This is a genomic window from Acidisoma sp. 7E03, assembly GCF_054665075.1.
Map to the genome: position 1 here is coordinate 203,010 of NZ_BAAFHE010000001.1, position 20,966 is coordinate 223,975.

The following is a 20,966-nucleotide window of genomic DNA, read 5'->3' on the forward strand; positions in this document are numbered from 1 at the left end:
CAACCCTGCACCCCGTCACGCCGCCCCTTCCGGGGCGCGCGGCAGGATGATCTCGACCGTCGTGCCGCCCCCCTCGGGGCACAGCACGCGGGCGAGACCGCCAGCCTGCTGGGCCAGGCCATACACCATCGAAAGGCCGAGGCCGGTGCCCTTGCCCACGGGCTTCGTGGTGAAGAAGGGCTCGAAGACGCGGGCGATGACGTCCGGCGCGATGCCAGGCCCCGTGTCCCGCACAGCGACCAGCACGTAATCGCCGGGCGGCACGTCCAGCGCCTCTTCCTCCACCGCGGGAAGATTGCGGGTGAGGAGCGTAATGGTCCCCTCGCCCTCCATCGCGTCCCGTGCGTTGATGCAGAGGTTGAGCAGGGCGAGTTCAAGCTGGTCTGGATCGACATGGGCGAGCCAGAGGTCGGGCGCCAGATCCTCGGCGATTGCGATGCTCGGGCCAATGCTGCGGATCAGCAGGTCCTCCATCTCGTGGATCACCTGATTGGCATCGACGGAGCGGAGTGCGAGATCGCGCTGCCGGCTGAAGGTGAGCAGCCGCTGCGTCAGCGTGGTACCGCGCTCAGCCGCCGTGGTCGCGTTTTCCAGCAGGCGCTGCAGCCGCGTGTCGCCGTCGTTCCGGCGGAGTGCCAGTTCCAAGCTGCCGAGAATCGCCGTCAGCAGATTGTTGAAGTCATGCGCGACGCCGCCGGCCATGGTGCCGAGGGCCTGCATCTTCTCCGCCTGATGCAGGCGGTTTTCCATCACGCGGCGGTCCGTCACATCATGCTCGAGCACGGCGAGGTAGCGCGGGCGTCCGTCGGGCCCCGGGATGGGCACGCGCGCCACCTGCACGAAACGGGGTGAGGACAGGCCGGGCCGTTCCTCCAGCCGCTCGGTCGCGCGGCCGGCGGCGAAGGCTTCCGCCTCGGCCTGCGCCAACGCCTCGCCCGCCTCGCCCATGGGCACGAGATCCTGCTCGCGCCGGCGCAGGCACGCCTCGGGCGGGCGGCCGAGAGACTCGGCCTTCACGTGATTGAGGCGGACGAACCGGCCTTCGGCATCCTTGAAGGACAGGCCGTCCTGGCTGCCATCCATCAGCCCGCGCAGCAGCGCCCGCTCTTCCGCGAGACCGCGGCGCAGCTGGCACTGCTCATGCGCATTGCCGACCATGCTGAGCAGCAGCGCGGGCTCCCAGGGCTTCTGCATATAGGCCGAGATCCGGCCGTTGTTCACGGCGTTCACCACGGCGCCGAGATCGGCATAGCCGGTCAGCAGGATGGTTTGCGCATCCGAAATGTCCCGCGCGCGCGTGAGGAAGACGTCGCCGGTCATTTCCGGCATCCGTTGATCCGACACGATGACGGAAATGCTGGGCTCGTCGGCCAGGATGTCGAGTGCCGCGAAAGGAGAGACCGCGCTCCAGACGTCGAATTCGTCTTCCAGCAGGTCCCGCAGCGCCGTGAGAATCTCGGGCTCGTCGTCGACGATCAGAATCGTCCCGCGCGTTGGCTCTGTCATGCTTGCTGCGCCCGGCTCCGGGTCGCCTCCGTCTCGGTCGTCTGCGCAGGCGTCCCGTCATGCGGCACCGGCAGTGTGATCTTGAAGGCCGCGCCGCCCAGCGCCGACGGCCCGATGGCGATGCTGCCCTTGTGAGCCTGCACCACCATATAGGCGATGGCGAGCCCGAGGCCCGTGCCAGTGCCGATCGGCTTCGTCGTGAAGAAAGGCTCGAACACCCGTTCCTGCAATTCCTTCGGGACGCCAGGTCCCGAATCCTCGATCATGATGACGTAGTCATCCCCTTCGCTCGCCGCCGTGATGTCGATCCGGCCCGGCCCCTCGATCGCATCGGCCGCGTTGCTCACGATGTTCATCACCACCTGGTTGAAGAGCGCTGGGGAACACCAGAGCGTCGAGGCCCCCGCATAGCGGCGCCTCACGCTCACCCGGTCCCCCAGCTTGGGCCCCAGCAGCGTCAGGATCGTGTCGATCGATTCGAACACGGCGACATGCTGGAACCCGCCCTCGTCCAAGCGCGAAAACTGGCGGAGGTTGAGCACGAGATCGCCAATGCGTCGGAGCCCTGCCCCCATCGCGGTCGCCCGATCTCGCGCCTTGGCGATGTAGCCCAGGGCCGCCTCGCTTGTCACGTCATCCGGGCCGATCTTCGCCAGCAGGCGCTCCACCGTCGCCTGATGCGCCAGGATGAAGGCGAGCGGATTGTTGATTTCGTGGGCGATACCAGCAACGAGTTCGCCGAGAGAGGCCATTTTCGCGGCCTGCACCAGCCGCGCCTGGGTCTCGATCAACTTCTCGTTGGCGGCCTCGAGCTCCGCATTGGCCTGGGTCAGCGCCTCCGCCATGCGGGCGCGCTCCAGCGTCACCGCATGTTCGCGCCGCTCCACCTCGGCCTGGTGCAGCTCGTCCTGCATCAGCTTGCGGCGCACGATGGCGCGCAGCCGCACGCGCAGCAGCTCCGGATCGCGCAGGGTCGGAATGAATTCGTCGAGTCCTGCGTCGAAGGCGCGCGCCAGTCGTTCTTTGGCGACCTCTCCATCCCGCTCGACGGCGATGAGCAGGAAAGCCGCCCTGCCCCCCGTCGCAGCACCCTCGCTGCGCAGGGCGTTGAGCACGCGGCAGGCTTCCGCGCTGTCGTAGCCCTGCGCCGGCACCGCGAGGACGACGCAATCGACCGGCGCATCAGCCCGCGCCAGGATCTCGGTCGCTTCCTCCAGGTTGCGCGCCGGCTCGGCGATATAGCCGTCGCGCGTCAGGGCCAGGCGATACTCCTCCCGGCTGGCATCGCGATCGTCGATGAAGAGGAAACGGATGCGCCGGAAGTGGGCGGCCTCGGCGCCCACCTCCTCCGGCTGGGAGGATGGCCGCTGCCGCAGCAGCGCGCGAATGCGCAGGATCATGAAGTCCGGGTCGACGGATTTCGAGATATAGGCGTCGGCCCCGCTCTCCAGCCCCTCCCGCTCGGTCGCGGCCTCGGCCGCCTCCGTCAGCATCAGCAGCGGAATGGACCGGGTGCGCGCATTCAGTCGCAGTTGGCGGGACAGTTCGCCGCCGCTCATGCCGGGCAGGTGGAAGTCGGCGATGATGAGATCGGGCAGCCGGGCATGCAGCCGGTCCAGTGCCGCTTCGGCCGAGGCCGCACGCTCCACGTGGAAGCCCTCGGCCTCCAACATGCGCCGGATCATCACTGCCTGCGTCTCTGAATCCTCCACCACCAGCAGGTGATGGGTTCGCACCCCCTCGCTCTCGCTCATGGCACGGCCTCGGCCACCGCGCGGCGTAGCGCATCGGCGATGCGGTCCACGGGCAAGGACAAGGTGGAGCCGCCGAGGCGGACGGCCGCCGCCGGCATCCCATAGACGACGGCGCTGGTCTCGTCCTCGGTCAGCGTCAGCGCGCCCGCGCGGCGCATCGCCAGCAGGCCTTCGGCGCCATCCTCCCCCATGCCGGTCAGCAGTACCCCCACGGCGCGCGGGCCACAGACCTGGGCCAGCGAGCGGAAGAGCACCGTTCCGGAAGGACGCTGGCTCTGCACCGGCGCCGTCCGGTCGAGCTGCAAGGTTCCCTCTGGGCTGAGCGTCAAGTGATGATCGCCCGGCGCGATGTAGACATGGCCCGCCTGCGGGGACTGCCCGGCCGCGGCGATCCCAACCCGCATCGGCACGATGCCGTCGAGCCAGGCAGCGAAACCGGCCATGAAGGCCGCACCCATATGTTGGACGACGAGCACGGGCACCGGAAAATCCGCAGGCAACCCGCCCAGCACGCGGGCGAGCGCGGCGGGTCCCCCGGTCGAAGCGACGATCGCGGCGATGGCCGGCGCGCGCCGCCGCCCCTCCGGCCGCTGCATCGGGCTCTGCGGCCGGCTGACCGCAGGCCGCTGCCGGATCACCGGCACCTGGCTCATGATGTAAAGCTGCGTGCGGATGGTGTCGGCGATCGCCGCGTGGTCGGCATGGGCAAAGCCCGCCGGCTTTTCCACCACCGACAGCGCGCCAGCCCGCAAGGCGTTCATCGAAATCTGCAGGGACCGGTCTTCCACCGCATCGGCGATAACCACGATGGGCGTCGGCAGCCGGGACATGATCAGCCGCGTCGTCTCCAGCCCGTCGATCCCCGGCAGGCGGATGTCCATGGAGATGACGTCCGGACGGACGCGCGCCAGAGCGTCGAGCGCCGCCTCTCCGCTCGGGCAGACGGCCGCGACCTCGAGCCGCGGATCGGCGCCGATGATGAGGGTGAGCAGCCGCTGAACGACGGGGCTATCCTCCACCACCATCACGCGCACGCGCGGCGCCAAAGCCGAGGCCGCGTCACTCACAGCAGGCGCCCGATCGTGCCCAGCAGGTCCTGCTGGTCGAAGCTCTGCTTGGCGATATAGGCGCTGGCGCCGAGTTCCAGGCCCTGGCGCACCTCGGCCGGCGCATCGCGCGAGGTCATCATGATCACGGGTATGGCGCTCAGCGCCGGGTCGTCCTTCATCACGCGCAGCAGGGTGAACCCATCCATCCGGGGCATGTCGACATCGGCCAGGACCATGTCAATGACGCTCTCCACGCCGCCTTCCCGATCATCCCCATCTCGCCTGCCGTAGCGACGCAGCAGGGCCAGCGCCTCCACACCGTCCACGGCGACAAGCACGCGGTATCCATGTGCTTCGAGAATCGACTTCTCCAAGGTCCGGCTCGTAATCGAATCGTCGACGACGAGGATGGTGTGCGGCCCGCGGACGGCGGCCGGGCCTTCCGTCGGCTCCGCCGGCGTCTCGCCCGACCAGCCGCCGAGGCGGGCCCAGCGGGCGATCAGCCCCTCGGGCGCCAGCAGGGCGGCCGGCCGCTCGCTCGTCACCATGACGAGGCCTGCGACCAGATCGGGGTCGACGCCCACGATCTCCGGCTTGTGCGAGAGAAAGGTGCGCACCTCCTCGAACCGCTCGACCGCGAGGGCGAGATGCTGCCGGTCGGCGCCCGCCTCGATCACGGCGAGGCGGACATGGCCATCGCGCACCGGTAGATGCGGCGCCGCCATGCCGAGAAGCGAGCCAAGCACGGCGACCGGCGCGATCTCTGCGGGAGTGCCGCGGCTCAGACGGATCGCCATGCGTCCGTCCACCGGCTCGATGGCCGAGAGCGGCAGGCGCAGCAGGCGGCGCACGGCCGCGGCCGGCACCGCGACCGTCACCTCTGCGAAGCCGAGCAGCACGGCGCTCTGCCGCGCCACGGCCAGCGGCACGACGATCTCGACCGCGGTGCCGGTGCCGCTGCGGGTACCGGCGAAACGCATCCGCGCCTGCCCGCCCAGCGCCCGCGCCGCCTCCGCCACGATGGACAGGCCCATGCCGCGTCCAGAAAGCTGGCCGACATCGGCGCGGGTGGAGAAGCCGGGCTCGAAGACCAGCGCGAGCAGCGCCTCCGCCGTTGCTCCCGCCGCCGCCTCGGGGGTCAGCAGCCCGCGCTCGAGGCCGCGCTTGCGGATGGCGGCGAGATCTGGGCCCGGCCCGTCATCGGCGACGGTTACCGTCAAGTTGCCGCCGCCGCTCGCGAGCGTCAGCAGGATGCGGGTCGCCCTCGGCCGCCCACGGGCCCGGCGCCGCGCCGGCGGCTCGCTGCCATGGCTGACCGCGTTGCGCAGAACCTGCAGCACCGGGTCCTTCAGGGCCTGCAGCACCCTCCGGTCGGCAGCCAGGCCGAGGCCGAGAAACTCGGGCTCGACCTCCACGCCTTCGTCGCGGGCAATCTCGCGCACCATGCGGATCATCGGGCCGAAGATGGTCTCGGCCGGTACCAGGCTCATGCGGTCGACGTCGTCGCGCAAGCGGTCGAAGGCCGCGCCCAGCGCCCAGGCGGAATCCCGCAGATCGTGGCGGAGGCCGGCCGCCTCGCGCGCCGCCGCCGCCAAGCCGTTTCGCGCTGGCGAGAGATCCGTCCCATGGCCCTGCCGCGCAGCCTCGTCCAAGGCCTGGCCGGCGGCACGGATCGCGGCTTCCGCCCGGCCAAGGCGGCCGCTCAGCCCCTCCTGCCGCTCGATCACCTGGGCGAGCCGCGTCGTCGCGATGACCAGTTCGGTCATCTGCCCCGCCTCCACGCGCAGATGGCCGTGAGCCGGCTCCTCCGCCTCGGCGGTAGCCTCGGCCGCTCCCTCGCCGCCCCCGAGCCCCGCTTCGATCGCGGCTTCCACCCGATCGAGGCCGGTTTCGATGGCGGCGATCTGCGCGCGGGTCAGGTCGGCTCCCGCCTCCAGTAGGCTCGTCATCTCCGCTTCCAGCGCGTGGGCCAGTTGCTCGACGGTTGCGAGATCCACGGCGCGCGCGGCGCCTTTCAGCGAATGGAGGCGGCGGAACAGGTCCCGCAGATCGGCCCGCTCACCCCGGCGCGCGGCAGCGAGACCCGCGCGCACCACCGTCAGATGATCGCGGTATTCGACCTCGAAGGCGGCCAGAAGCTCCTGGCGCAGATCGGGCGGAGGGGCGGGGGGCGGCATCGGGTGGGCGCGCTCAGATCTTGTAGCGCTCGCCGAGAACGAGAAGCTGGTTGGCGAGTTCCGCGAGGCTGCTCGCCGCGACCTCCAGCTCGCGCGTGCCGGCGGCCGTCTGCTGGCTCGCCTGGCGGATGTTCTGCAGCGCGCCCATCACCTGTTCGATGCCGATCTGCTGCTGGTTGGTGGAGGCGACGATCTGCTGGAAGGTCTGCACGCTCTCCTGCACGCTCGCGGTGATGGCCTCGATCGTCCGCTCGGTCATGCCGGAGCGTTCACGGCCGACGGCCACGCGCTTCACCGCCTCCTCCGTCATCATGACGGAGGCGTTGATGCCGCGCTGGATCTCGCCGAGGATCGAGCGCACCTGCACCGTCGCGTCCTTGGCCTGGTCCGCCAGCACCTTGAGTTCGGAGGCGACGACCGCAAAGCTGCGCCCGTTCTCGCCCGCCGCCGCCGCTTCGATGGCGGCATTGAGGGCCAGCAGATGGGCGCGCTCCGAGATGTCGTTTACCGTGGTGATGATCTCCCCGATCACCTGGGTCTTCTCGCTCAGCGCCACGATGTTGGTGGCGACGATCTCGCCCTGTTCGCGGATCGCATCCATCGCGCGCGCCGCCTCTTCCACGGCCCGCAGCCCGCTCGAACTCGTCTGCACCGATTGCTGCGCCGCCTGGATCACCTCCTGCGCGCGGGCCGAGATGCGGGCGCCCGAATGGGTGATCTCGTCGGCCGTCGCCGCGGTTTCCTGCAGGGCTGCGAGCTGCTGCTCCACGCTCGCCGCCTGCTCCTGGGTAGAGGCGCGGATCTGCGCGGCCGATGCATTGAGGGAGCTCGTCAGTTCGCGGCTCTGCCGGCTCACCTGGCGCAGGCTTTCCGCCATGGCGTTCAGCGTCGCGCCGAGGCGGCCCAGCTCGTCCCGCCCGGTGCGCAAGGGCGCGCCGGTCAGGTCACCCCGGCCCACCTGTTCGGCAAAGGCGCGGAAGGCATCCAGCGGGCGGATGATAGAGCGCAGGATGACCCAGGCGATGGCGATGAGAAGCACGACCGCCGCCGTCACCGCGATGATCAGCAGCATCCGCCCTTCCGCATAGAGCTGGCTGATGCGGCCGATGCCGGCTCCGCTACCGGAGGCAAGGGCGTCGCCGATCTGCGTCAGGGTCTTGCCGAATTCCGTATTGTCGGTCACGAGCTTGGGCTCGGCGCCGAGAACGCCCGCGAGGTCGCCCTCCTGAACGGCGGCGAACTGGGCGCGCGAATCGCTCTGCAGCGCGGCCCATTGCGATTGCGCCTGCTGCAACAGGCCGGTGACGCCGTGCCAGGTATCGGCCCGGGTCAGCGCGCCACCCGTCAGGGCTTGCTGTTCGTAGCCCGTCGTCACCGTCACGGTCTTGGCCAGCTGGTTGGTGAAATCATCGGCGAGTTGCCGCCAATGGCCGAGCGCCGCCGGCAGATCGGCCGCCGCCGCCCCGGCCATTCCACCCTCGGACGGGATCTTGTCCTTCGCCAGCATGAAATCGACGACGATGGCGCGCCGCGCATCCAGCAGCGTGATCTGGCTCTGCACGATCGTCTGCACCGCGCGATAGGCCCAAATGTCGTGATTGACGATGGAGACCGTCGTGTCCCGCACGATGCCGACCCGGTTGAGGGCAAAGACCCCGATGCCGATGAGCAGCAAGATGCTGACGAGGAACCCTAGGAAGAGGCGGGCGGCAATGGTCACGTGAGGACACTCCAGTCGTCGGTGTCGAAAGTGGCAGCCAGGCCGCCGGTCAGGGATGAGGAGGAACGGCGGCTCGGTTCAGCCGCGCCCGGAGCGCCGCCGGGTCCAGCAAAGACACGAGATGGCCGTCATGGTCGAGCGTGGGTCCGGTATCCGGCAGATCGAAGCGGCCGAGAACGCCATCCACCGCGAGAGCGAGATGCGGCGCCGCGCCACGGAGAAGGAGGAGATGGGCCGGCCGCTCGGGTTGCGTGCCGCTCTCCGCCACCAGCGCCGTGCCGGAACCGGCCAGCGCGCGCATGGCGATGACGGAATAGATCCGGCCGGACCAGCCGATCACGCCGAGACAGGCGGGCTCGGCCGTCGGCACCGGCGCATAACCGCCGAACGGGATGACGGCCGCGACGTGGCTCACATCCATCGCCGTCCGGGCACCGCCCACCGTCCAGATGACGACGGTGCGCCGTTGCACCTCGGCGGTCGCCGCCTGCCGCCCGCGCGCCGCGAGGACGGCGGTGCGCCGGTCGAGAAGGGCCGCTGCCCTCTCCTGCTCACGATGCATGCGGCATCCCTTCCTCTCGTCTCGTCACGGCCGCGAAGGAAGCTGCATGCGCACGCGCGTCATCAGATCCCGCGCAGTCAGACCGTCGCCTTCCGGCAGCAAAGCCGTCTCCGGCATGGCGGCGCACAGCCGCAGAACCTCCGCCAAGGCCCGCGCGCCCGCCTCCTCGGCGCCGCGCCCCAGCAGGAGCAGGCCGAGGTGATACTGCGCCATCACCATGCGGGCAGACAGATAGACCGCGCGGCGCAGCGCGGCCTCGGCCCGTGCCAAGTCGCCGGCCGCCTGCGCCACCAGCCCGTCATAGAAATGCAGGCGGGGGTCGAGCGGATCGGCGGCGATGGCGGCGGCGGCCGCCACGGCGGCCTGGTCCAGTTGGCCGGCATCGGCCAGATGGCGGATGGTGGTGACGGAGGGCGGCGGCGCAGGCTCAGCCATCGACGGCGGCGCGCAGGCGCGCGGTGCGGGGGGAACCGGAGCCGGCTTCGCCTGTTCCGGCCAGGGCGCCGGCGCCCATGGCACAAGTGGCTCTCTCTGCGCCGCCTGCACCTGCGGCAGCCGAAAGACCTGGGTGCCGGAAAGTTCGACCGTGCGCAGGCCGCGCGGCAGCGCCGCGATCGCATCGGAATGGCCGACCATGAGCCAGCCCGCCGGGGACAGGCTGCGCGCGAGCGTCGACAGCATCGGTGCGGTCTGCTCCGGGCTGAAATAGATCAGCACGTTGCGGCACAGGATCAGGTCGAAATCCCGCCACTCGGAGGCACCGCCGGGTTGCAGCAGGGAGAGCAGGTTGTGCTGCACGAAGCGGACCAACCGGCGATGCCGTTCGGCGATCACCCAATGCCGCTGGTCCGGCAATGCCACGAAATGTCGCTGCCGTTCGGCCGGCGCCATGCCGCGCATCGCCCATTCGGTGAAGCGGCCCTGACCCGCCTGGGCGATGGCGCGGGCGTTCAGGTCGCTGCCGACGATCTCGACTGTCCAATCCGCGAGGGCGGTGCCCAGCAGCCGCTCGACGAGAATGGCGAGCGAATAGGGCTCGGCGCCGATGGCGCAGCCGGCGCTCCAGATGCGCAGGCGCCGCGTGGCACCGTTCTCGCGCAGCAGCGCCGGCAGGATGGTCTCCTGCAATGCGGCGAACTGCTCCGCGTGGCGAAAGAAGAAGGTCTCGCCGATGGTGATCTCGGCTTCCAACTCCCGCCATTCCGCGGGCCCTCGCCTGGGGTCGGACAGGAGGGCGAGATACTCCGCGCAATCGCCGCAGGTCTGTGCCTCCAAGCGGCGCTGCAGCCGGTCCCGCAGCAGGACGTCCTTGTCCGCGTAATAATGGTGGCCGGTGCGCGCGATCACGACCTGCTTCAGGGCCGCAAAGGCCTCGTCCGCCAGCGCCGGCGCGCGCGGGGGACGCGCAGTGGCGGAGGACATCAGCCGCCCTCCGTCTCGAAGGCCTTCACCCGCGCCTCGCGCCGCTCCGCGAAAGCCGCGAGCCGCGCCCTTTCCTCGGCCGCCAGCAGCCGTTCGGCCGCGAGCAGCGGAACCAACCGGCCCTGGTGCCGCAGATCGGCCTCCACACAGTCGTTGAGGCTGGCGCCCGGCGGCAGGAGATTGGCCGGGACCTCGACCGCTTCCATCACCCGATCGACGCGAAGGGTGAGCCGCGGCTCACCGCGGCGCGGCGGCAGCAATAGGAGATGGTGATACAGCGGGCGGCCCTCGGCCTCCCCAGGCAGTCCGAGGAGCGCGGCCAGAGGCAGGACGAAGACGGTCTCTCCCCCCAGGTGGAAGGCGCCTGCGAGGATCGGCGGCGCTTCGGGGACGGCGGCCAGGTGCGGCAGGGGAAGGATTTCGACGACCGCGCTCTGCCGGATGGCGAGGGTGAGACCGCTCGCCCGCAGCAGCAGCACCGGCAGCAGGGCATCTGGCGTATTATCGGGCAGCGGCTCGGGCACCATGCCTCATTCTGGCACGCGCCGCCGCTTTCGTCGCCTGGTCTTTGTCTGTGGCAAGCGCCGCCGGTCAGGCGTCCGGCGCTGGCTTCCGGTGCGCCTGCTCGGTCCGGAACCGGTCGCTGGTCGGATGCCCCCGCGGCTCGTCCTCGCGGCTCACGCGATCGTCAACGTCCTGCTTGGTCGGCTCGTCGTTCGGCGTCCGGTCCACGGAGTCCGCAGCCGGCGTCTGGCCGCGCGTCTTGTTCCCCTCTTGCGCCGCTGCATGCTTGCCCGGCCGCTGGTGTTCGGTCTTTTCCGCCGTCATGGCGCGTCTCCTCCCGCATTCCCGAGATGAGAGATATGGGGTGCAGGGCGGCTCTTACCAGCCGGCGCCTGGTCTCGTTCGCCCCTTCCGGGTGCTTTGGCACGGCGTTTGCTTCGATGGCGGAGGAATTTCTAAGTCGGAATGATGCTGCCGAGAGGAGACCGTTTCGTGGATGACATCGCCGCCGCTCCGACCTCCCACGCCCGCCACGGCGGTCTGCCCGCCTATCTCGCCCTGCTCGAGCCCCTGACGCCCGCGGAAATTCGTACTGCCGTCGCCATCGTCAAAGCCGATCCCTCCTTCGCCGATGGCATCCTCTTCGAAACGATTGAAGTCATGGACCCGCCGAAGGCCTTCGTGGTCTCCGGTGGCTTGGGCGACAATCCCGGCCGCCGCGCGCGCGCCAACGTGTTCCGCAACGAGGAAGCGGGCGTCTGGAAGCTCACCCTCTCGCTCGACCAGGCGCGCATCCTGACGCGTGACTTCTTTCCCTCGGCACGGCCGATGATCCAGCTCGAGCAGTTCATGCAGGTCGAAGACTTCGTGAAGGCCGATCCGCGCTTCGTCGCCGCCTGCGCCGCCCGTGGCATCACCGACATGGCGAAGGTCTGCGTCGACCCCTGGTCTGCCGGAAACTTCGGCTATGCGGAGGAGGAAGGCCGCCTGCTCTGCCACACCTTCGCCTGGCTGCGTCTCTATGAAGACGAAGCCTTCTACGCCCATCCCATCGAGGGGCTGAACGCCGTCGTCGACGTCAAGACCGGCGAGGTGCTCCGCGTCGACGATCGACCCGGACCGCCCGTGCCGATGACGGAGGTGAACTACGACAGCAAGTTCGTGACGGACACGCAGGCGCCGCTCAAGCCGCTCAGCGTGGTGCAGCCGCAGGGCGTGAACTTCGCGCTCACCGGCCATCATCTCACCTGGGACCGCTGGGCCTTGACCATCGGCTTCAACGCCCGCGAGGGGCTGACGCTGCACGACATCCGCTTCGACGGGCGTCCCCTCGTCAACCGCGCCTCCCTGGTCGAGATGGTGGTGCCCTACGGCTCGCCCGATCGGGGCCATTACCGCAAGAACGTCTTCGACATCGGCGAATACGGCCTGGGCAAGCTCACCAACTCGCTCAAGCTCGGCTGCGACTGCCTCGGCGTCATCCAGTATCTGGATGTCCATCTCAACACGATGGGCGGTGACATCTTCTCCATCGAGAAGGCGATCTGCATTCACGAAGAAGATGACGGCATCCTCTGGAAGCACTGGGACTTCCGCACGGAGCGCACGCAGATCCGCCGCGGGCGCAAGCTCGTCGTCTCGTGCATCGCGACCGTCGGCAACTACGAATATGCCCAGTATTGGTATTTCGATCAGGCGGGCGAGATCGAATTCGAGATGAAGGCCACCGGCATCATCAACACCGTCGGCGTCGAACCGGGCAAACCCTCGAAATACGAGACGGAGGTCTCGCCGGGCGTCGCAGGACAGATCCACCAGCACGTCTTCTGCGCGCGGCTCGACATGGCGGTGGATGGCGATCGCAACACCGTCCTCGAATGCAACACGCAAGCGGAACCGCCGGAGCATAACCCCTGGGGCAATGCCTTCTTCGAGACGGCGACGCCGATCACGCGGGAGAGCGAGGGCGCGCGCCGCGCCAATCTCGCGAGCCAGCGCTACTGGAAGGTGATCAACCCGAACAAGGCAAACCATGTCGGCCAGCCCGTCGCCTACAAGCTGATGCCGACCAGCGTGGTGACGTCTTTCCTCGTGCCGACGGGGCCTTCCGGCACGCGCTCCAACTTCACCGAGAACCATCTCTGGGTCTCCGCCCATGCGCCGGAAGAGCGCTACCCGGCGGGCGAGTTCATGAACCATTCGGATGGCCGCGGCGGCATCGCCGACTTCGTCAAGCAGGACCGTCCGCTGGCGAATGAGAGCGTCGTGCTGTGGCACGTCTTCGGTCTGCACCATTCCGTGCGGGTCGAGGACTTTCCCGTCCAGCCCTGCATCTCGACCGGCTTCAAGCTGATGCCGACGGGGTTCTTCAACGGCAATCCGGCGATCAACCTGCCGGAGACCGTCAATGCCGACAGCCGGGACGCGCAAGCATGCTGCTGTTCCTGACTTCCGTTTCGACCTTCTTCTACCTTCCCACTGACGTTGAGGAGACATAATATATGGTGGCCGCGACCGACCTCCACGCCGCACCGCCCAAGGCGCAGCTCAAGCACGGCGCCCTCAGCCTGATCGAGACGATCGGTCAATCCATCGCGAACATTGCGCCGACGCTGACGCCGGCGCTGAACATTACCGTCGTCGCGGGCCTTGCCGGTGTCGGCTCCTGGCTCGCCTACCTCATCGCGACGGTCGGCCTCGCCTTCGTCGGCGCCTGCATCGCCTCGCTCGCGAAACGGCATCCGGAAGCCGGCTCCTACTTCGTCTATATCGGCCGCAACTTCGGGCCGATGACGGGCGCACTGGCCGGCTGGTCGATGATCCTCGCCTATATCACCACGGCGGTCGCGGTCGTCTTCGGCTTCCCGATCTTCCTGTCGAACTTCCTGAGCGTCTTCCACGCCAGCCTCTCGACGCCGGTGCTCGTCGTCTTCACCGTCGCCTTCCTCGCGCTCGTCGTCTACGCCGCCTATCGCGACATCCAGGTGTCTTCCCGCGTCGGTTTGGTGATGGAGACGCTCTCCATCGGCATCATCATCCTCATCACCGCCGTCGTCGTCGCCAAGCACGGCACCGTTGTGGACTCGACGCAGCTCGACGTCAGCCACCTCAAGTTCGGCGGCGTCATGTCGGCGCTGACCTTCGCCGTCTTCAGCTTCGTAGGCTTCGAGAGCGCTGCGACGCTTGCCAAGGAATCCTCCAACCCGCAGCGCAACGTGCCGATCGCCATCATCGGCTCGGCCATCGCCGCCGGCACCTTCTTCTGCATCATGGCCTATTGCATGGTCATGGGCATGAGCGACAATGCCGACGCGATCGGCAAGTCCTCCTCGCCCTTCGCCGACATGACCGACCGCGCCGGCCTGCCCTGGGCTGCCGCCGTCGTCTACTTCGCCGCCATGATCTCGGGCTTCGCCTGCGCGCTGGCCTGCATCAATGCCAGTTCCCGCATGCTCTACTCCATGGGGCGCTACCAGTTCCTGCACCGCTCCATGGGTCTCGTCCACGGCACCCACAAGACGCCACACATCGCGGTGATCGCCTCGGGCGCCATCGTGCTCGTGCTGACGCTACTGCTGCTGCCGGAAGGCTTCCTCAACGGGTTCGGCCTCACCGGCACCATCGCAACCTACGGCTTCGTTCTGGTCTATTTCGGTGTCTGCGTGACGGCGCCCGTCGATCTCTTCCGCGCCGGCAAGCTGCAAGCCCAGCACGTTCTGTTCGGCGTGGTGGGCGCGGCGCTGATGGCCTTCGTCATCTATGGCAGCGTCAGCCCGTATCCCGAGGCGCCCTACAACTGGCTGCCGCCGATCTTCCTCGCCTATATGATCATCGGCTTCATCTGGTTTGCGATCCTCAAGAGCAAGTCTCCCGAGACGCTGCGCCTGATCGCCGAGGACATGGAGGGCTGAGCGCCCTCCTGATCCTCTCCTCAGGAAACGGAAAAGGGGCCTGCATGGGCCCCTTTTTCATGCGCGGAGGATGGCGGAAGCCTGGGCTACTGCCCCGGATTGGCGACATCCGTCGGGGACGGTGCGGCGACCTGGACCGAGCCGGGATCGGCCGGCGGCAGGCCGCCCGGCGCGGTCGACCGCCCCATCATGACGACGAGATCGCGCGGGTCGACGAGGTTGAGCATTCGCCGCGCCTGGGTGTCGAGGGCATCGAGATCGAGGGTACGGCCGCCGATGCCCTGAATGCGGTTCGTCCAGTTCTGCACGTCTTCATTGGCCTTTGCGAGCTGGACTTGGGCAGCCTGAAGGTCGAGCCGGTCCTGTTGCTGGGCGACGAGGCCACGATCGCCACGCGTCGCGTTCCAGCCGAAATAGCCGGCGAGCGCCAGGAAAACGACCGGCGCGATCGAGGCACGCAGCCGGCGTTTCATCATCACGGCGAGCGACATGAGGCATGACTCCAGGAACGGGCTCTATCCCATTCCTTTCATGCCTTTTTCACCGATCCGGGCGCAAGTCTTCTCTGCGCCCGAGCCTAGGTCAGAAACCGGCGTGGATGATATCGATCTCGACGCGCCGCGCCTCGATCGGGCTCATCTCGTAGCTGGTGGCACCGCGGGACATGCTGGTGATGCGGGCCTGCGGCACGCCGTCGGCGATCAGCTGGTTCAGAACCACCTGGGCGCGCTGCTCGGACAGGGTCTGATTGGCCTGATCCGTGCCCACCGTGCTCGCGAAGCCTACCACCTGCACGGTCGCCGCCGGGTCCTTCAGCGCCGCCTGCGCCGCGCCGGAGACGACGGCGAGGCCCTTCTGGTCGAGGCTCGCGGACCAGGATTCGAAGAAGACCACGAATTTCGGCTCGGCCGGATGGTATTGCTGCGCCACCAGCGCGCAACCGCTCAAACCGATCATCGTCAGGGCAAGCAGGGCGGCTCTACGGCGCATGAACGTCTCTCCACATTCGCTGAGCGCGATGGGGCATGAGGCCATCGCCGCCGTCAAGGCCGTGGGTCGCCAAAACCCTGCGTCATGAAGGCGATAGACGCGATTTCTGCGGCCTATGCCGTGGCCGCCACGGCGTGGTGGCCGGAAATGCGCCAGATCCGATCCAGCTTCTCGATGCCGAGCAGGCGATGGGCGATCAGCACGAAGGTGCGTCCGCGTCCCAGATCGTTCAGCGTGGTGAGGAAGGCGCGCTCGGTCTCCATGTCGAGGCCGGCGCAGGGCTCGTCGAGAATGATCACCAGCGCCGGGGACAGCAGAACGCGAGCGAGCGCGAGGCGCCGGCCCTGCCCGCCCGAGAAGCGATGGCCGCCCTCGCCCACCCAGGTATCAAGCTTGTCTGGCAGGGCGCGCACCACGTCACCCATCTGTGCGGCGTCCAGCGCCGCCCACAGCGCCCGCTCGTCGGCATCCGGCCGGGCCAGCAGAAGATTGGCGCGAATCGTATCGTCGAAGAGATGCGTCGCCTGGGACAGCAGGGCCACGCGGCCGCGCAGCTCTTCCGACCGCAGCTCCGCGATGTCGGTGCCACCGAGGAGGATGCGGCCTTCCTCCGGCACCTGAAGGCGCAGCGCGAGGGCCGCCAGCGTCGATTTGCCCGAGCCGGAGGGGCCGAGGATCGCGACGCGCGAACCCGGCGGGATCTCCATCGTCAACCCGTCCAGCACGGGCGGCCGATCCGGGCCATAGCGGAAGCGCACACCTTCGAAACGCAGCGTCGTATCGACCGGCAAAGGCAGAGGTTCCGCCGGGTCAGGCGACAGTAGCGGGGCGGCTGCCGCCTGGCGCACGCGGCGGGCACCGGCCGCGGCATAGCCGGCAAGGGCGCCGGCGCGCGGCAGGCCGCCGATCGCCTCGAAGGCCGCAATGGTGAGAAAGGCGACGGCAACGGCTGCGGGCGGTGCAGTGCCGGAGACCAGAAGCACCGCGAGAATTGCCGCCTGGGCGCAGAGGAAGGCGGCCGCCTGAGCCAGCCGGGCGGAACGCGCCACATCGCGCTGGGCCGAGAGAAGCCCCGCCTCGCGCGCCTGCACCTGCGCCAGCATCCGGCCTTCTGCCCCGAAGACACGCACTTCGCGCAGACCGGTGATGGCGTCCAGCACGGCGACGCGGAGTTCACCGAGCTGGCGGGCGAGCCGCATGCCGGCAGTCGCGGTGCTGCGCGCGGCGAGCCAGGGCAGCAGGAAGGCAGCAACCGCGAAGAGCAGCGTCACGCCCACCGCGAGTTTGATGTCGTCCAACGCCAGCACCACGAAGAGGACTGGCAGGATGAGCACGGCGCCGGCCAGCGGCACGAGAATGCGGGAATAAAGGCCGTCCAGGCTTTCGACGTCCGTCACCACGCGGCTCAGCACGTCCCCGCTGCGGGCGAGGCCGAGGCCACCCGCCATGCGCGCGGCCACGCCCGTGAAGAACCATACGCGCAGATCGGCCAGCGCCCGGAAGGTCGCCTCATGGGTCACGACACGCTCGAGATAGCGCAGCACCACGCGCGCGATACCCGAGATCCGGAGGAGGATGGGCGTGACGATGAGGCCGGCGGTGACCGCGGCGGCGGTCAGCCGGCCCGCGAGCGCCATCATCAGGAGACCGGCCGCAAGCGCGACGAGAGAGAGCGCGACACCCGCCGCCATCCAGCCGGCACGGCTCCGCCACAGCCGGAAGATCGCCAGAATGTCGGCCATCACGCGACCCCCCGCTGCGGATCGCCGGCAAGCAGCTTGCCCGCGGCCATGTTGATGCGGCGCCCCATCAGCATATGCGCCTGCGCGGAATGGCTTGCCATGATCACGGTGCGGCCGACGGCCAGGTGCTTCAGGCTCTCGAACACCTCCGTCTCCGTCGCGGGGTCCAGATGCGCCGTCGGCTCGTCGAGCAGCAGCAAGGGCGCGTTCTTGAGGAAGGCGCGGGCGATGGCGATGCGCTGCACCTGCCCGCCCGACAGGCCGTAGCCGCCCTCGCCCACCATCGTATCCAGCCCCTCCGGCAGGTCGGCAAGGAAGCCGTCCATGCTGGCGAGGCGCACCGCCTCGGCGAGTTCCGTCGCCGAAGCCTCGGGCCGCGCGAAGCGGATATTGTCCCGGATGGAGCCGGCGAAGATCACCGGCTTCTGTCCGATCCAGGCGGTGAGGCGGGACAGCGCCTGCGGCACGATGCTCGCGATGTCCATGCCGTTCAGCAGCACGCGACCCTGATCGGGGCGGACGAAGCCGAGCAGCACCTCGATGACCGTCGATTTGCCGGCACCCGATGGCCCGGCCAGAACCAGCACCCCTCCGGCCGGCAGGCGGAAGCTCACGCCGTCCAGCGCCGGGCCGCGCGCCTTGTCCCAGGTCAGGTGCACGTCCTCGAACGCGACGGAAATGCCGTGCGCCGCGACCGTCACCGGCGCGGCCGCCGGCGGCTCGGCGCGCTGCATCGCATCCGTCTCGCCGGCCGGGAGCGCGATCAGCGCCTCGGCGGCGGCGCCGCCGGCGCCACGGTCCTGATAGGCGAGCGCGAAGGTGCGGAGCGGCGCGAACATCTCCGGCACCAGCAGTAGCAGGAACAGCGCGCGTCCGGCCTGCTGCACCATGGCAGCCCCCGGTGCCGCCTGCAGGATCAGTCCGCCCTGGTGGATGGCGATGCCGATGAGGGCGACAGCGGCCGCGCAATCCAGCGCGGCGGAGGAGAGGAAGGCGGTGCGCAGCACGCGCATGGTGCGCTGGCGCAGTTCGTCGGCCGAACGCCGCAGGGCCTCCGCCTCGTCCTGCGTGCGGCCGGCCAGGACGATGGTGCCGATCCCGCGAATCCGGTCGAGGAACCGGGCTTCGAGTCGCATCATGGCGGCAAGCTGCGAGCGGCCGGCGATGGAGGCGCCGATGCCGGCAATGGCCTGGGCGAAGGGTACGAAGATGCCACAGGCGGCGAGGATGAGCGCCGAGATCGGGTCGGCGATGGCCGCGGCGATGACGATCAGGATCGGCCCGAGCAAGGCCATCTGGGCGGCCGGCACCCAGCGGGCGAAGAAGCCGTCCAATGCTTCGATACGGTCGACGACGATGCCGGCGAAATGCGCGCTATGGCCCTGGCGCAGCAGGCTCGGCCCGATGGAGAGCAGGCGGGCCAGCGTCTCGCTGCGCAAGCGGCGGCGCCCGGCGGCGCCGGCTGCGAAGGCAGCGCCGTCCGCCGCGATCGTGACCAGCGCGCGGGCCAGCGCCGCGACCGCGAAGACGATGGCGGCAAGGAAGACGGGCTGTCCGTTGCGTTCGATGAGGGCGCGCAGCAGATCCGCCGCGGCGACGGCCTGGAGAATGGCGAGCAGCGTTCCGATGAGCTGGAACAGAAGTGCGCCCGAGGCCGCCCTGCGGCCGATCGCCCCCTGCTGGCGGAGCCAGGCAGAGGCTGCTTTCTTTCTCGCGTCCATGGCCTTGCGGCATAGCGCGGCGGGGCGCGTCTGCCCAGCGCCAAAACCGCCCCATTTCTGCTACAATTTCGTTAGGTTACGGCACGCCGATCATAAAAAAGGGGCGAAGCGGTGGCCCGCCTCGCCCCTTGCCATGGGGGAAGGTTCCTCCCGGTGGTTAGGCCGGCTCCTGCGTATGTGCTTCGAGGAACCACAGCGCCTTGTCGAGATCGCGCGAGGCGGCGGTGAAGATGTCGGCCGTATCAGCGTCCCCCGCTTCGTCGGTGTCGTCGATGGCGCGGCGAGTCGCGTTTGCGACGGCGCCATAACGCTCGATCAGCGCCGCGAGATGATCCTCGATCTTGTAGATGTTGGTCGGGTAGGGCGGCACGGTGGACTGGCCCGCGACGATCTGGCTGGTGCCGAGGGCGGTGCCGCCGAGCTGGGCGACGCGTTCGGCTACCGTGTCGACATGCTCGTCCAGCTGGTCGCGGAACCCGTCGAGCATCTCGTGAATGGCGATGAAGCGCGGGCCCTTGAGGTTCCAATGGGCCTGCTTGGTGATCAGCGCGAGGTCGATCATATCGGCGAGGCGGGCGTTGAGGATTTCGATCGCGACCTTCTTGGCATTGCCTTCGAGATCGTTGACCGTCTTGTGGTTGTGCGTCGGGGCCTTGCTCACGTCGTTCATCTCCACTGTCTGTCGAAGTCGGACCGTCCTTGCTCGTGAGATGGGCCTCCGCCGCGGTGCGTCAATGCGCGCGGTTGAGGGTGTAGGTGCCCACCTCGATCAGAGCGTCGCGCAAGGGCGAGGGCGGAAACAGGGACAGCGCGTCCTGCCCGGCCCGGACGAAATCGGCCGCGCGCTCCAGCGTCCGTGCGATCGCCGCATGGCATTCCAGCAGGCGCATCGCCTCGGCCAGATCCGTCTCGCCCTGCGTGCCGTCTTCCAGCGTGCGGCGCCAGAAGTCGCGCTCCTCCTCCGTCCCCGCCTGATAGGCGATGAGCACCGGCAGGGTGATCTTGCCTTCGCGGAAATCGTCTCCGACCGTCTTGCCCAGCACCGCCTGGTCGGCCGCATAGTCGAGCGCGTCGTCCACGAGCTGGAAGGCGATGCCGAGATTCATGCCGAAGGTCGCCAGCGCGTCCTCCTCCGCGGGCGGCCGGCCGGCGACGACGGCGCCGACCTGGGCCGCTGCCGAGAACAGCGCTGCGGTCTTGCCGCGCACCACGTCCAGATAGCGCTCTTCGGTCGTCGTCAGATCGTGCTGCGTGACGAGTTGCAGCACCTCGCCCTCGGCGATGGTGGCGGAGGCCGCGCAGAGGATGCGCAGCACGTGCAGCGAGCCGTCCTCCACCATCAATTCGAAGGCACGGGCGAACATGAAATCACCCACCAGCACCGGCGTCTTGTTGTCGAAGACGGCATTGGCCGAGGCGAGGCCGCGGCGCAGGCGGCTCTCGTCCACCACGTCGTCATGCAGCAGGGTCGCGGTGTGGATGAATTCGACGCAGGCGGCGAGCTGGACGTGGCGGCTGCCTTCGGTATAGCCGCACATCCGGGCCGCGGCGAGCGTCAGCAGGGGCCGCATGCGCTTGCCGCCGGCCGCCACGATGTGGGCCGCCACCTGGCCGATGAGATCGACCGGGCTGTCCATGCGGGCGACGATGGCCCGGTTGCAGGCTTCCATGTCCGTCTGCAGCAAGGCGAGCAGTTTGGCGAGCGCGTCCGGCGCGGACGCGGCCTCAAGGTCGTCGGTCAAGGATGTCATCCCGGCAGTCATGCCCAAACTCAAGCCCTTCCGGTAGGGGGTCTTCTTCCGGCACCTCGGAAAAGGCGTCTCCGGTCCGGCCGCCACAGGGCCAACTTCGCCATCGCACAAAATCCGCGCGCTCGCTACCACCCGTCGGGAGACGGCGCCTCAACCC

17 protein-coding genes are annotated in these 20,966 nt (G+C 68.9%); 2 read left to right on the plus strand and 15 right to left on the minus strand.

What is annotated here, in order from left to right:
• Positions 1-15 precede the first annotated feature (15 nt).
• The 9 genes from ACYQ6W_RS01020 to ACYQ6W_RS01060 form a co-directional block, all read right to left on the minus strand.
• The gene (locus tag ACYQ6W_RS01020) at positions 16-1,506 is read right to left on the minus strand and encodes an ATP-binding response regulator (RefSeq protein WP_459672999.1); all 1,491 of its coding nucleotides are present in this window, start codon (positions 1,504-1,506) and stop codon (positions 16-18) included.
• Positions 1,503-3,260, minus strand: coding sequence for a response regulator (locus tag ACYQ6W_RS01025; RefSeq protein ID WP_459673000.1), 1,758 nt, complete (start codon positions 3,258-3,260; stop codon positions 1,503-1,505). The genes ACYQ6W_RS01020 and ACYQ6W_RS01025 overlap by 4 nt, the downstream gene beginning before the upstream one ends.
• Positions 3,257-4,327: a chemotaxis-specific protein-glutamate methyltransferase CheB gene (gene cheB, locus ACYQ6W_RS01030; RefSeq protein ID WP_459673001.1), complete on the minus strand. Its 1,071-nt coding sequence runs from the start codon at positions 4,325-4,327 to the stop codon at positions 3,257-3,259. The genes ACYQ6W_RS01025 and cheB overlap by 4 nt, the downstream gene beginning before the upstream one ends.
• Entirely contained in the window at positions 4,324-6,486 is a 2,163-nt protein-coding gene (locus ACYQ6W_RS01035; protein WP_459673002.1) for an ATP-binding response regulator, read from the minus strand. The genes cheB and ACYQ6W_RS01035 overlap by 4 nt, the downstream gene beginning before the upstream one ends.
• 13 nt (positions 6,487-6,499) lie before the next feature.
• Positions 6,500-8,206, minus strand: a complete 1,707-nt coding sequence (locus ACYQ6W_RS01040; RefSeq protein WP_459673003.1) for a methyl-accepting chemotaxis protein — start codon at positions 8,204-8,206, stop codon at positions 6,500-6,502.
• 49 nt (positions 8,207-8,255) lie between these two features.
• Complete coding sequence (locus ACYQ6W_RS01045; protein WP_459673004.1) at positions 8,256-8,768, minus strand: chemotaxis protein CheW; 513 nt, start codon at positions 8,766-8,768, stop codon at positions 8,256-8,258.
• A gap of 24 nt (positions 8,769-8,792) precedes the next feature.
• Entirely contained in the window at positions 8,793-10,190 is a 1,398-nt protein-coding gene (locus ACYQ6W_RS01050) for a CheR family methyltransferase (RefSeq protein ID WP_459673006.1), read from the minus strand.
• A complete protein-coding gene (locus ACYQ6W_RS01055) occupies positions 10,190-10,717 on the minus strand; it encodes a chemotaxis protein CheW (protein ID WP_459673007.1) in 528 nt (175 codons plus the stop codon). Before ACYQ6W_RS01055 ends, ACYQ6W_RS01050 begins: the two co-directional genes overlap by 1 nt.
• A 64-nt stretch (positions 10,718-10,781) precedes the next feature.
• Positions 10,782-11,018, minus strand: coding sequence for a hypothetical protein (locus ACYQ6W_RS01060; RefSeq protein WP_459673008.1), 237 nt, complete (start codon positions 11,016-11,018; stop codon positions 10,782-10,784).
• 168 nt (positions 11,019-11,186) lie between these two features.
• On the opposite strand from ACYQ6W_RS01060, the gene ACYQ6W_RS01065 reads away from it, so the two are divergent.
• Together ACYQ6W_RS01065 and ACYQ6W_RS01070 are read left to right on the plus strand one after the other, a co-directional pair.
• Positions 11,187-13,142, plus strand: coding sequence for a primary-amine oxidase (locus tag ACYQ6W_RS01065; RefSeq protein WP_459673009.1), 1,956 nt, complete (start codon positions 11,187-11,189; stop codon positions 13,140-13,142).
• Between the two features lie 53 nt (positions 13,143-13,195).
• On the plus strand, positions 13,196-14,605 hold the full coding sequence (locus tag ACYQ6W_RS01070; RefSeq protein ID WP_459673010.1) for an APC family permease: 1,410 nt from the start codon (positions 13,196-13,198) through the stop codon (positions 14,603-14,605).
• Between the two features lie 86 nt (positions 14,606-14,691).
• Here the strand turns inward: ACYQ6W_RS01070 and ACYQ6W_RS01075 are convergent, their stop codons facing one another.
• From ACYQ6W_RS01075 to ACYQ6W_RS01100, 6 genes are all read right to left on the minus strand, one after another.
• Positions 14,692-15,096, minus strand: a complete 405-nt coding sequence (locus ACYQ6W_RS01075; protein ID WP_459673011.1) for an FtsB family cell division protein — start codon at positions 15,094-15,096, stop codon at positions 14,692-14,694.
• Positions 15,097-15,187: 91 nt separating this feature from the next.
• Positions 15,188-15,595 carry an OmpA family protein gene (locus ACYQ6W_RS01080; RefSeq protein WP_459673013.1) on the minus strand — a complete coding sequence of 136 codons (408 nt, stop codon included), beginning with the start codon at positions 15,593-15,595 and terminating at the stop codon, positions 15,188-15,190.
• 113 nt (positions 15,596-15,708) lie between these two features.
• Positions 15,709-17,337 carry a thiol reductant ABC exporter subunit CydC gene (gene cydC, locus ACYQ6W_RS01085; RefSeq protein WP_459673014.1) on the minus strand — a complete coding sequence of 543 codons (1,629 nt, stop codon included), beginning with the start codon at positions 17,335-17,337 and terminating at the stop codon, positions 15,709-15,711.
• A complete protein-coding gene (gene cydD / locus ACYQ6W_RS01090) occupies positions 17,337-19,058 on the minus strand; it encodes a thiol reductant ABC exporter subunit CydD (protein WP_459673015.1) in 1,722 nt (573 codons plus the stop codon). Before cydD ends, cydC begins: the two co-directional genes overlap by 1 nt.
• Before the next feature lie 157 nt (positions 19,059-19,215).
• Positions 19,216-19,728 carry a DNA starvation/stationary phase protection protein Dps gene (gene dps, locus ACYQ6W_RS01095; protein WP_459673016.1) on the minus strand — a complete coding sequence of 171 codons (513 nt, stop codon included), beginning with the start codon at positions 19,726-19,728 and terminating at the stop codon, positions 19,216-19,218.
• 61 nt (positions 19,729-19,789) lie between these two features.
• On the minus strand, positions 19,790-20,821 hold the full coding sequence (locus ACYQ6W_RS01100; RefSeq protein WP_459673017.1) for a polyprenyl synthetase family protein: 1,032 nt from the start codon (positions 20,819-20,821) through the stop codon (positions 19,790-19,792).
• Positions 20,822-20,966: the final 145 nt, after the last annotated feature.